The organism is Salmonella sp. NW177 (assembly GCF_051811585.1).
Taxonomy (GTDB): Bacteria; Pseudomonadota; Gammaproteobacteria; order Enterobacterales; family Enterobacteriaceae; genus Salmonella; species Salmonella enterica.
Map to the genome: position 1 here is coordinate 325111 of NZ_JAMMZV010000005.1, position 12794 is coordinate 337904.

The following is a 12794-nucleotide window of genomic DNA, read 5'->3' on the forward strand; positions in this document are numbered from 1 at the left end:
GTTCTCTTGATATTTATCAAGCTCCCTCATTAAGGGTAATTCCGGAAAAATTAATAATTCTCATTAACTTTAAATTAAATGAAATTCATAATTTATTCTGAAGAGTTGTTAACGTATTAATTCAAAATTAACCGCTGCAACCTGACCGGACTCATCCATTACGACAAGTTGATAACGTCCAGCGATATTGAGTAATAAAGAAAGGCGATTATTTTCGCCATTAACAGGTTCGCCATTTAAAAACCACCAGCGACGCCCTTTGCCGCCGGTAGTCGAGACGGGCAGCGTGACGTTTTCCTGGCCTGGCAATTGCCTGATCACCGCGCCATCCCTCACTCCTGACAGCATTAACGGCGCGGCATCACTGCCCTGTAGCGGCGGACAGTGGTCGGACGCCGCGGGCAAGCGGGCGCTACGTCTTTCCGCAGGCGGCAGCCACGGCTCCAGCGGCCGCGGCCAGACGATAAACGTATGCGCACGCGCCTGCGGACAGTCGGCAGCGACACGCCGCCCCGTATCATCCAGCCAGACCGGGAAACGAATACCGTTGATGTCCTCCTGCTCAGGTAATAGCAGCGTGGGCGGCTGGCTGTCATCGAGCAGCCATGTCGCCAGTCGGCGGCGACAGTTGCTGTCTCCGGCAGGCAGAGTCTGTCCGCCCGGCCAGCAAATGACGCCGCGGCTTACCGTCTGCGGACGCGGATCTTCCGGCAGGCGTCCCGTATGCGCCAGTAACAGATTATTGACCTGGTTAAGCAATGGCACCGCGCTGGCAAAACCAAATTGCCCCACCACAGGCGTGCCGTCGGGTCTGCCTGTCCAGATGCCGATGATATAGCGCGCGTTAACGCCAATAGCCCACGCATCGCGATAGCCGTAACTGGTGCCGGTTTTCCACGCCAACGGCACAATGCGCGGCAGCGCGTTATCCGGCAAGGGTTGCGCTTCATCCGCCATAATCCGTCGAATGATCCACGCCGCTCCCGGCGACATTAATGGTCTTTCCGACAGCGGATCGTCCGGCTGTAACCGTAGTTTCGCCGCTTTCCCATGACGAGCGAACGCGCTGTATGCCGCCGCCATCTCGTCAAGCCGCGCGCCCGCGCCGCCCAGAATCAGCGAAAGATTGGGCGCCGCGCCAGCAGGCAAATATAGCGGCAGGCCGACGTTACGCAGTTTTGCCGCAAATCGTTTCGGCCCATAGGCTTCAAGCACCTGAACGGCAGGCAGATTCAGTGAGCGTACCAGCGCGTCGCTCATGCTGACCGGGCCGTGAAATCCGCTGTCGAAGTTTCCCGGGCGGTAATCTCCGGTGCGGCGCGGAACGTCCTGTAATAATGATGCGGGATGGATCAAGCCGTCATCCAGCGCCAGACCATACACAAAGGGTTTGAGTACCGATCCCGGCGATCGGATCGCCGTTACCATGTCGACATGACCAAAACGGCTGTCGTCATTAAGGTCTACCGATCCGACCCAACCGCGCACGCTCATATCGGTATGATCGACGACGATCATCGCCAACGAACTGCGTGCAGGCAGCCGCCCTTTCCATGCCCGCGCCAGATCTTCCAGTTGCCGCTGCAATCCGGCGTCCAGCGTGGTCACAATTTTGTCGTTCTGGCTTTTACTCAACATCATTCGGGCAAAAAGCGGCGCCAGTTGCGGCATTTGACGCGGCGCCAGCCAGACCGGTTCTTCACGCGACTCGCGTACCGTTTCGGCAGGCCAGACGCCCTGAGCCGCCATCCGATCCAGCACTTTATTTCGTGCCGCTTCGGCTCTCTCAGGCCAGCGGTCGGGGCGTAACCGGCTCGGCGCCTGCGGCAATACGGCCAGCAGCGCCGCGTCAGCGTAGCTCAGGCGCGCGGGCGGCTTGCCGAAGTAGGCCCAGCTTGCAGCGCCAATACCCTGTAGCGTGCCGCCGAACGGCGCGCGGTTCAGGTACAGCGTCAGGATATCGCGCTTGGACAAATGCCATTCAAGCTGGAGGGCGCGCCAAAGCTGGCGGATTTTACCGCCGAACGTGCGCGAATGCGGGTCCAGCAGTCTCGCCACCTGCATAGTCAGCGTACTGCCGCCGGAAATAACGCGCCCGGCGGTAAGATCCTGCCATGCCGCACGCGCGACGGAGAAAGGGTTAACGCCAGGGTGCCGCCAGAACCAGCGATCTTCGTAATTGATTAAGGCCTCCAGGTAGCGGGGAGAGACCTCTTCAATCGTCACCGGATAACGCCAGATCCCCCCAGCGTCGGCAAAGCGCCACAGCGGCGTACCGTCATGGGCTACCACGACCCGCGCAGGATGGACCTCATTGAGCGGCAGCGGCCAGAGTTTATCCGCCGCCCATAACGCCAGAAGAATAAAAAGCGGCGCGCCCGCCAGCCACAGCCAGCGGCCACGTTTACCACGCCAACCGTTCATTTAAGGCGTCACAATCAGCAGCCCCTCGCTCGCGCCGGTTGCTCGCCACTGAGGCACATACATCGATTCCACCTGCGGTTGCGCAAGCTGGTACGTCCCCGGCGTTACCGCGCGCGCCAGGTAGACCAGCGTCACGGGCTGGCCCTCATTGACAACGACGGCAGCCACAAACCGATCGTCGCGGAATTCCATATACTGAATATCCGCCTGCTGCATCTGATTAAGCAGATTTTGCACTTCGCTACCGCTCTCCGGCAGGCTGGCGCTGCTGTCAGCCAGATTCTGGTTTTCCAGCTCCAGCCCGGCCGGGAGCAGGTCCACCACCAGCGCATCCGGCACATTGCGATCGGCCACTACCGTTAACCAGACCAGCACCAGTTCGCCGCTACGCAACGAGGACAGCGATTTGCGCTGACCATCGGTCCCCAGTATTTGTCGTTCAATCTGCAAAACGTTGCTGGCAGGCTCAGGCGCAGATGAGGGATAGCCGCTGCTATCCAGACGCAGCCATAGCGGCTGGCTACCGGTGTTCGTCACCTCAAGGGCGGCTAGCTGGTCAGCATCCAGATTACGGGTCAGCGCCTTGTCGCCCGACAGCGGCTGCGCCTCTAACGAGGTCTGCGCCTGCCAGGCGCCCGCACTGGCCTGTCGCGAATGCGCGGCGAGGAACAAGGCATTGTTCTCCTGGGTAGAGAGCCAGCGCTGACCGAAGGCCTGCTCAGAAAGCGAGCTTAATAGCGCGTTTTGCGCGTCCGGTCTGAGGTTGTTCTCTTCCAGTAACGACAACATCAGAGCGTTATCGCGCAGAGAACTGCCGTAATCCGCTATCCATTGCCGTTCGTCCTGACGCGGCGTATTCAGAGCCAGCGTAATGGCCTCTTCGCCGCGTCTGGCATCGCCCATCGTGTTTAACGCGATGCCCAATTGCATCAGCGGCAGTCCTGAAGCCGCCTGACTACGGCGCTCCCAGATTTCGCGCAGCGCGCCGAGCGGCGCTTTCTGCTGACGCGCCAGTACCAGCGCGGCGTAAGCCTGAGCGGCAAAAGTACTGGCCTGGGTATTATCGCTATAACGAATCAGCATCAGCATCGTGCCGGGATCCTGCAGATAGCGCAGCAGTCGCTCATTGCCCCGGTTAATGGCCTCCGGCGGGACGCTATATCCCTGCTCGCCCGCGCGAATGAGGAAATCCATCGCGTAGGCCGTTAGCCAGGGCTCTTCCGCCCCATTTTCATCCCATAGCGCAAAACCGCCGTTATCACGCTGCATCTGTAGTATGCGGGAGATGCCGATATCCACCGCGGCGCGCCGTTTTTCATCGCTATCGCCGGTAATACCGAGCGACTGCAATTGAGCGGCATTGGTATACAGCGCCGGGAATAACCCGCTGGTGGTTTGTTCCAGGCACCCGTACGGATATGCTTTCAGCTCGCGAATGTAGCGCGCCAGATTGAGCGGCGGTTTTCCGCTTAATAGCAGTTGTCCCTGTAACGTGGCTAGCGAGACGTTTGCCAGATGCTGATCTGGTACATGCCAGCTCTCTCCCGGCGCCAGCGCAATGCCGCTATTTACCGTTTGGGCAGGCCAGGCCGGACGCACACCGATTTGCCACTGCTTATGCTGCGCGCCGAGGGTTTCTCCCGGCAGATTCAGACCGCTAATGGTCGCCTGGATTTCGCCTTCGCCAAAACCTTCCAGCGCGCGTACCGGAACGAATAAGGTGGTGCGCACGCCCGGCGCCAGGTTGACCGGTTGCGGCTGCTGGCTAAGCAGTTCCAGTAACCCACTGGCGGCGAGCGCAATATTCAGCGTCTGCGGGCGGTCGGTCAGATTGGTGACGTCCAGCACCAGTCGCGAAACATCCCCTCCCGCCAGAAAACGCGGCATATTCAGCTCGGCAATCACTGGCGCGGCGACAACGACTTTGCTTTCGCCGCGACCAAAATCGTCCGCTGTCCATGCCTGCGCCATAACCCGCAGTTCGCCGTTAAAGTCGCCAATCGGCAGCGTTACGACCCCTTCGCCCTGCTCATTGAGCGTGATCGGCTGCGCCTGCTGCGCGATGATATTGACATGGTTTACCGGCGGTTTTCCGCCGCGCTTAAGGTCGTCGCCATCGCCGCCAAAACGCAACGCCGCCAGCCGCCCCTGCCCTTCAATGACCTGGCCGTAAATATCGTAGATATCCGCACCGTAGCGTTTTTGACCGAAGAACGCCTGCCACGGGTCCGGCGTCGCGTAATCGGTGATATTCAATACGCCGCTATCGACCGCGGAGACCAGCACGTTGATCTGTTTTGGCATTTCGCCGTGTTTAACGCTGGCTTTCACCCTGACGGTGAGCGGCTGATTCGGGCGCATTTTAGCCGGGCTTTCCAGCGTCAGATCGAGGCGGCGGTTTTCATCCCCCAGCGGTAGGTGTAGTAACCCCACGGCGCGTTTTGGCGTCGCGGAACGAGATTTATCGCCGGGACGCACCACCAGCGTACTGAGATAGAGATCGTGGCGATTCCAGGTTTTATCCACCGGAATCGTGAGCTCCAGACCTTGTGCCGGCACATCGATCGCCTGCCACCACAGCGGACCGTCGCTGGACTCCACCATGGCATAACCTTTACCGGCGACCGGCGCGGCGATATGCAATTTCATGGTGTCGCCTAGACGATAATTCGCTTTATCCAGTTTGAGGGTGACGCGATCCGGACGCGCCGCGCCGCTACCGTCGCTGTTATCCTGCCAGCTATAGCCGGCCCAGAAACGAACGCTGCTGACCGTCTCATTCGGCGCTTTGACCTCCAGACGGTACGCGCCCCATTCCACCGGGAAGCTGACTTTTCCGGTTTCATCCGCGTTCAGATCCAGCGTCTGCTCGCCCTCCACCAGATCTTTTTGATCAAACTGCGACTGCCAGCCTTCGCTTTCCGACCAGTTCCAGTAATAGTCGCGACGCTCGCGGATGAGCCGCACCTGTAAACCGGACACCGCTTTTTTCTCGCCCTGCGCGTTGGCGTAAACAATATCGAATGCGGCGTTGCTGTCTTCGTCGACAATCGGTTGATTAACGGTGGTATCCGTACGGTAGTCGTATACCGCTTTGGCGGCGAACTGTGGACGAATTCCCGGTAACGTATCGGCAGGCCAAATCGCCTGCTCTACGCGACGAGTGACCGGACGACCGCCAGACTCCAGCAGGCTGGCCTGTAGAATTACCTGCAGCGGCGAATGCGCTTCTTGCCACTGGCTGGCAGCACTCACTTCACCACGTCCGCCTTTATCCAACGTCAGTTGAACTTCGTCCAGGCTGCGCGAAAGATTCTCTTCAGCAATATTGCCGAACTGGAAGCCAGGCAAGGCCGCGACAGCGTCGCGCAGCGGACGCAGGAAAAGTTGCCCTTGCAGGGTATTGCCGTTAGCAGGCGCGCCATACAAGTAATAGCCGACAACGGAGAATTTCACCTCATCCGCAGGCGCCAGAGGTGTTTTTTGCGCCGTCAGGTTGAGCGCCATCCGCTCCGGCATAAAGTCTTCCACGTGGAAATCCCAACTCCGCAGCAAATTATCGCCGGTGTTGGCGCGGACATGCCACAAGCCGGTCGGCGCGTTGATATCCAGCGGATAATTCAAACGGTATAGCCCATTTTCCGGCTGGCTGACGACGGTACGCATCACCTGTCCGTCTGGTTTTACCACTTCCAGCTTAACGGGTTGATCGGGCAGCGTTTTACCGTCGCTATCGCGCAGTAATCCGTTGAGGATAACCGTTTCGCCCGGTCGGTAGAGATCGCGCGGGCCGAACATAAAGAACTGCTTGCTGTAGCCGGGCGCGCCAGCGACATTAAATTCCGACAGATCCAGAGCCGGAAGCGTGAGATCGAGCAGCGTGGTCTGCTCCTCTTTACGCGCCAGTAATAGCGCCGCCGCTTTATCAGCTTCCAGTTGCACATGTCCCTGCGCGTCGCTCGTCGCCTGCGCCAGCGTCTGACCTTTATCATTCAGAAGAACGATCTCAATTCCCGACTGCGCCGCGCCGTTTTCCAGGCTTTGCGTAAAGATATCCAGCCGATTATGGTAACGGTGCGCGGACACGCCGATATCGCTAAGGGTAAACAACGTAGCGGCATTACTATAGTTGTAGTGTCCAGCCTGATTCATTACCGCCACATATACGCCCGCCTGTTGCAGCGGCTTAATATCGCTTAATGGCAGTAGCAGTTTCTCACGCGTATTGCGCGCCGGATTAAGATCAAAACGACCGGTATAAACCAGATCCGCCATTTTCAGCAGATGGTCGGACTCCCAGTTAGAGAGAGAACTACGGTACTCCCACTGGCTGACAAATGACGCCAGCGATCCGGGCTTAACGCGGAAAAAGTTCACATCAACGTGGTTGACGTTAAGCGCCATGACCGGCAGTCCTTCCGCGATTTTCCCCGGTAGCAGCGATCCCCGGCTGGCAAAGCCGACGCTGGGCTGGACATCACGCGTGGTAATCGTTTTTTCATAAGACTTGCCGAAGGTGGCGTTATTCAGCGCTTTAACGGCGGGATCAACCGTGACCACCAGCACGCGCTCAGGTTCCAGATGACGTAACCTTAGCTCTTTTAAATTTGGCGCCAGCTCCCATGCGCCATCAACGCTGCCGCTTTTCTTATCAACCACGTGAACCACACGGGAAAAATCCTGTTCAGGATCTAAAGGAATTGAAAACGTCAGCACCAGCGTCGCAGCGCCGTCGAGCTGCGCTTCGGAGGCGTCTAATAGCGTGAGCGCTTTGCCCTGGCTTTGCTGCGCCAGCTTTTGTAGCTGTGCCGGGTCTTGCGCGGGCGAGGGCTGCGCTACGGCTGGCGCTTCGCTTTTAGTCGTCGGGGCGGTTTTATCGTTGTTATCGCATCCCGCCAGCGCCAGCATGATCATGCAGGCCACCACGCGTAAATGTTTCATCTTTCATCCCTGGCCTTAACGGCCTGTCAGCAATGGTTGATGAGATATTATGCGCGAGAAATTTTATTGTGTAAGTCCGTATTACTGTGATGATGCGAAAATTTTACGCAGAAATGTGGTTTCGCCAGCCAAAACAGCCTCTTCTACTTGTCCCTTTTCGGGAAACGTCCGACAATTTGATCATAATCAGGTAACAATGGAGATACCCATGACCACCGCCTTTTTTGTCGCCGCCGACTGGCTTGCCGAACATATTGATGATCCGGAAATACAGATTCTTGACGCCCGTATGGCGCCGCCAGGACAGGAACATCGTGATATGGCGGGCGAATATCGCGCCGGACATATTCCCGGCGCGCTGTTTTTTGATATTGAAGCGCTTTCCGATCGCGCATCGCCGTTGCCGCATATGATGCCGCGCCCGGAAGCGTTTGCGGTGGCCATGCGTGAACTGGGTGTTCGCCAGGATAAACACCTGGTCATATACGATGAAGGCAATCTGTTCTCCGCTCCGCGGGCATGGTGGATGCTGCGCACGTTCGGTGCCGAGAAAGTGTCCATTCTGGCGGGCGGACTGGCGGGCTGGCAGCGCGACGAATGGCTATTGCGCGAAGGCGAGGAAGCGCATGAAGGAGGCGAGTTTGAGGCCAAATTCGCGCCGCAAGCCGTGGTGCGTCTCACCGACGTATTGCTGGCAAGCCATGAAAAAACCGCGCAAATTGTTGACGCGCGTCCGGCGGCGCGTTTTAACGCTCAGGCTGATGAACCGCGTCCGGGACTGAGGCGCGGACACATTCCTGGCGCGCTAAACGTCCCGTGGACGGAACTGGTGTATGAGGGCGAATTAAAGACCACTGACGAACTGAATGAGGTTTTTTTCAGCCACGGCGTGAGTTTCGACAGACCGATTATCGCCAGTTGCGGTTCCGGCGTGACGGCCGCGGTCGTGGTGCTGGCGCTCGCCACGCTGGATGTGCCTGACGTCACGCTTTACGACGGCGCGTGGAGCGAATGGGGCGCGCGTACCGATTTACCGGTTGAACCCGCTTAATATCTGCCATGCCGGATGGCGCTCACGCTTATCCGGCCTACCGTTCAGGCTGATGTAAAACGATCTACAGACATTGTTTTTATTCAGCTCTTTTCCACTGTCCTGCAAACGGGCATTATTTTCTCTTAATAAAATCCTATTTTTTATCGGTAAATACTTTACGTCGGGTATAAGGAGTATCATCACCGCTGTTTTGGTTTTCACCGGGAAATAACTCCTGTAAATATAATTTTTTAAGGATGGAAAATGGATATTTCACTCGCTAATTTAATTGAGTTGGTTAAAAAGGTTAACCGTAATAAGGTGCCTAATCCTATGCCTGCCGAGGAAATAAGTCGTCTGCGAGTGCGTAAGTATCGCGATCCGCAAAATACGGAAACCACTGAGTTGCCTGAAAGCCTGAAGGCGCTACTGGCCTACGACCGCGATCTACTTAGCAATTATAATATGCCTGTGATTGAAACATTACAAAGATCTATTGATAAAGAGGGAGTAATTCATTCTTACTCCCCTGATGAAGAGGCGTATTACGGCGCTGGCATGGATAGCTCAGGTATTGATATTGAAGATCTGATGCCTGTCTGGAGTAACGATCCCCGTCTTCCGGCATTAATTCGTATCGATCATGTCGGCGATCAGGCCATTTTTATCTATATCACAGAACGGGATGCCAACGGCGAATACCCTATTGCCCGCATGGAACGTAATGAATTCTGGCTGGCGGAGTCTTCTCTGGTGGAATATCTCTATAATATTATTTCGGGCGCTAAAGACATTGGCTTTACCGAAGAGGATTTACATCTTCCGCAATGGAAGGCACAGCAAAAAATGAATGAACAACGCGATGCCGCTTTACTTGACCTGGAGGATTATCATGAGGCGTTTTGGGCAAAACTGGACGCGCTCGTCGATTAATCGACATGATGTCGGGTGGCGCTCACGCTTATCCGGCCTACCGTTCAGGCTGATTTAAAACGAATCTACATAAATTCGGTTTAAGCAGGTCACAAAAAAACCGCTCAATTGAGCGGTTTTTTTGTGCTGGTCCGGTTCGCGGCCTTTCCAGCAGGCTTTGTTGCCATAGCAACGCAGGCACACCGTAGGGGATTAATACTCCCTTTTAAGGGAGCAAATGTCAATATGATTTACCGGGAAACTATTCAACATTTGAGGTATTATCTTTCCCGGCCCTTTCCGCCGTCTCGCAAACGGGCGCTGGCTTCAGGAGAGGATAACCCATGGCCGTAAGCGCAGGCACACCGTAGTGCCTGCTATCACGGCATTATCGCCAGCGGTGCTGCCGTGATGCGGTCTTCGCAAGGACCGCAACATGAAGGTACGATGCTTTTGTGTCGTGCTTCTTGTTTCTGGCACGTTGTGTCTTCACGCAGACAGAAGCCACCCAGGTAGCTCTGTTCCCGTAACGCTCAACGTCCAGAGCAGGTAAGCCAGGAGGCCGCCCTGTTGGGCGGCTTTCTTTTCTTCAGATGATGCGGTTCTGTTTAAAATCGCGCAGGAACCCGCCCCAGCGGCGCTCGTAGAACGGCGCGATATGCTCAGTGATAAAGTGGCTGATACCCTGCTCGCCCTTCCTCACCTGACAAATATCGATCGGTTCGTCACCCGGTAACGTGTCGGTCGCCACATTGCCCGCTGCGTGAATGATCTCTTCAATTTCGCCGTCAGCCTCAATGCCAATCAGCAGATTGGGTTGGGCGTCCGCATGTTCTTTAATCGCGCAGAGAAACGCGCGTTTCACCGGTTTGATGGTTTTAAACAGCGTAGTGAGGGAATCAATCATCTGCGACGGCGGCTCGGCCACTTCGGATAAAATAAGCGACTCGCCGCCTTCCAGCACTTCCTGCGTACTTAACGGACTGCCTTCCTCAGCGAGAAGCAGGCTGATTTCACGCGGCATAAACTCTTTGCCGGTCGGCAATTTAGCGTTGAGGAATAGCGTTTCGCCAAGCGTCATTTCAAACAGCGTGCGCGCCGGCATCACCACAAATGCCTGTTCGTCTTCCACGGCCTGCTGCAGCGCCTCCAGAGAAGTAAAGAAGGGAATGACGGTCGTGCCGTCTTCTTTTTCCCAGTGCTGCAAATCCAGAGCGCTGTCTTCCACAATCGCCTCGCCTTCGGCAGCGCTGCCCGGCACCCAGACGGTGGACTCCAGTAAGGTACGGAAAAATGCCGGACGATGCGCGGGCTCAGTCGCCGCTTTCTCCAGCAAGATTTCTAATTCATTTTTAGTTTCGGACATAGGAATCACAAATTATGTATATGGGTTGTAGGCCTGATAAGACGCACGGCGTCGCCATCAGGCAAAATGCCGGGTGGCGCTTCGCTTACCCGGCCTACAAAAACACCGTTCAGGCGGTCAGCAAATTCGCGATGGTGCGCACACCCAGACCGGTTGCCCCGGCAGCCCACTGCTCAACCGGCGCTTTGCGATAAGTGGCGGAACAGTCAATGTGCAGCCAGCCTTCGCGGTAATTTTCAACAAAGTGCGACAGAAAACCCGCGGCAGTGCTTGCCCCGGCGGGATACGCCGCGCTGCCGGTGTTGTTCAGTTCCGCAAAGTTAGACGGCAGCTGGTTACGGTGGAACTCCGCCAGCGGCAGACGCCAGAACGGTTCATTCTCTTGCGCCGCGCTGGTCAGCAAGCGCCCCGCCAGCGTATCGTCAAAACTGAATAGCGCATGGTAGTCGTTACCCAGCGCCGTTTTCGCCGCGCCGGTTAACGTCGCCATATCAATGATTAGCTGCGGGTGTTGTGCGCTGGCGTCAATCAGGCCATCCGCCAGCACCAGTCGCCCTTCCGCATCGGTATTCATGACTTCGACATTCTTGCCATTACGGTAGCGAATAATATCGCCCAGTTTAAACGCGTTGCCGCTGATCAGATTATCAGCGCAGCACAGGAACAGTTTTACGCGTTTATTCAGCCCACGGGTAATGGCGAACGCCAGCGCGCCCGTTACTGTCGCCGCGCCGCCCATATCGGATTTCATTGAGTCCATAAAAGCGCTTTGTTTGATACTGTAGCCGCCGGAGTCAAAGGTGATACCTTTACCGACCAGGCAGGCATAAACCGGCGCATCTTTGTCTCCCGTCGGGTTGTAATCCAGCGCCAGCAGCACCGGCGGACGCTCAGAACCACGGCCTACGGTATGCAACCCCATATAGTTCTGCTCGCGCAGATCTTCGCCTTTGGTGATACGATAAGTGACGCTATCGCACGCGACGCTGCACAGCAGATCCACCGCGCGCTGCGCCAGTTGCTCCGGCCCAAGCTCTTCCGCCGGAGCATTAATGGTGTCGCGCACCCAGTCAATAATGGTCAGGCGGTTATCCAGTTCCTGACGTTGGGCATCGTCTAAATCCGGCCACATTACGGTACGGACGCCTTTTGGTCCTTTGTAACCCGCCCAGAATGCCCAACAACGCTCGATATCCCATCCTTCGCCTGTCAGCGCGACCTGTTTTATTCCCAGGCCGTCGATTTTACGCGCCGCACGCTGGATCAACCCCAGATCGTCTTTACCGTTAAGATGCAAGGTAATACCGTCGTTATTAATACTGTAAGTGGCTTTATCGCCCCAGCGCGCATCGGCAGGCTGCGTGGAAAGCGTAATTTTCATGGCTTCTGTCATTGTTATTTTCCTTATTAGCAAACGGGCCGCCGTAGGGCAGCCCGTTAGATCTTTTGCTAAATGATTCGCGTTGCAGGAAGGCGGCAAGTGAGCGAATCCCCGGGAGCATAGCAAACTATGTGACTGGGGTGAGCGAACGTAGCCAACGCACCTGCGGCGAGGATCATGACGCAAAAATTACTCTGCTTCATCCAACCAGACTAGCAGAATCGCCTCCAGAATTTTTTCATTGGATGCGTTAGGGTCGTCGTCAAAATCGTCCAGTTCGCAGATCCACTGATGCAGATCGGTGAAACGAACGGTTTTAGGATCGACATCAGGATATGCGTCGTATAACGCTTCGCCGATCTCGCGGCTATCGGTCCACTTGAGTCCCATACTACCCTCTGTTAATGCTCACGCGCATGGTTGATTGTGTAACGTGGAATTTCGATAACCAGATCGTCGTCGGTAACGCGGGCCTGGCAGCTCAGTCGACTTTCCGGCTCCAGCCCCCACGCTTTATCCAGCATATCGTCTTCTTCTTCCGAACTTTCCGGCAAGGAGTCGAAGCCTTCACGTACAATACAGTGACAGGTGGTGCAGGCGCACGATTTCTCACAGGCGTGTTCAATCTCGATGCCGTTGCGCAGCGCAACGTCAAGAATGGTTTCACCGGTCTCAGCTTCCAGAACTGCGCCATCCGGACAAAGATCCTGATGAGGCAGAATAACAATCTTCGGCAT

General features: G+C 56.3%; 10 protein-coding genes. 3 read left to right on the forward strand and 7 right to left on the reverse strand.

Features of this window, described 5'->3' with window-relative positions; genetic code table 11:
• Positions 1 to 108 precede the first annotated feature (108 nt).
• Both pbpC and NA986_RS16285 read right to left on the reverse strand, forming a co-directional pair.
• Positions 109 to 2424: a peptidoglycan glycosyltransferase PbpC gene (gene pbpC / locus NA986_RS16280; RefSeq protein WP_023216498.1), complete on the reverse strand. Its 2316-nt coding sequence runs from the start codon at positions 2422 to 2424 to the stop codon at positions 109 to 111.
• Complete coding sequence (locus NA986_RS16285) at positions 2425 to 7365, reverse strand: alpha-2-macroglobulin family protein (protein WP_023216497.1); 4941 nt, start codon at positions 7363 to 7365, stop codon at positions 2425 to 2427.
• Between the two features lie 208 nt (positions 7366 to 7573).
• Between NA986_RS16285 and sseA the strand changes: the two genes are divergently transcribed.
• Positions 7574 to 8416: a 3-mercaptopyruvate sulfurtransferase gene (sseA, locus tag NA986_RS16290; RefSeq protein WP_000205241.1), complete on the forward strand. Its 843-nt coding sequence runs from the start codon at positions 7574 to 7576 to the stop codon at positions 8414 to 8416.
• Here sseA and NA986_RS16295 read toward each other — a convergent pair.
• Positions 8396 to 8620, reverse strand: a complete 225-nt coding sequence (locus NA986_RS16295; protein WP_024134286.1) for a hypothetical protein — start codon at positions 8618 to 8620, stop codon at positions 8396 to 8398. The two genes, sseA and NA986_RS16295, sit on opposite strands and share 21 nt — an antisense overlap.
• A 42-nt stretch (positions 8621 to 8662) precedes the next feature.
• Here NA986_RS16295 and NA986_RS16300 point away from each other — a divergent pair, with 42 nt between their 5' ends.
• Both NA986_RS16300 and timP read left to right on the forward strand, forming a co-directional pair.
• Positions 8663 to 9331, forward strand: coding sequence for a DUF5066 family protein (locus NA986_RS16300; RefSeq protein WP_023181208.1), 669 nt, complete (start codon positions 8663 to 8665; stop codon positions 9329 to 9331).
• A 415-nt stretch (positions 9332 to 9746) separates the two neighbouring features.
• The gene (gene timP / locus NA986_RS16305; protein WP_242618368.1) at positions 9747 to 9863 is read left to right on the forward strand and encodes a small toxic inner membrane protein TimP; all 117 of its coding nucleotides are present in this window, start codon (positions 9747 to 9749) and stop codon (positions 9861 to 9863) included.
• A 36-nt stretch (positions 9864 to 9899) separates the two neighbouring features.
• On the opposite strand, the gene sseB is transcribed toward timP, so the two are convergent.
• The 4 genes from sseB to fdx form a co-directional block, all read right to left on the reverse strand.
• Complete coding sequence (gene sseB / locus NA986_RS16310) at positions 9900 to 10676, reverse strand: enhanced serine sensitivity protein SseB (RefSeq protein ID WP_001533245.1); 777 nt, start codon at positions 10674 to 10676, stop codon at positions 9900 to 9902.
• A 109-nt stretch (positions 10677 to 10785) separates the two neighbouring features.
• A complete protein-coding gene (pepB, locus tag NA986_RS16315) occupies positions 10786 to 12069 on the reverse strand; it encodes an aminopeptidase PepB (RefSeq protein WP_000133536.1) in 1284 nt (427 codons plus the stop codon).
• A gap of 177 nt (positions 12070 to 12246) precedes the next feature.
• Positions 12247 to 12447, reverse strand: a complete 201-nt coding sequence (gene iscX / locus NA986_RS16320) for a Fe-S cluster assembly protein IscX (protein ID WP_000523621.1) — start codon at positions 12445 to 12447, stop codon at positions 12247 to 12249.
• Positions 12448 to 12458: 11 nt separating this feature from the next.
• Complete coding sequence (fdx, locus tag NA986_RS16325) at positions 12459 to 12794, reverse strand: ISC system 2Fe-2S type ferredoxin (protein ID WP_001124466.1); 336 nt, start codon at positions 12792 to 12794, stop codon at positions 12459 to 12461.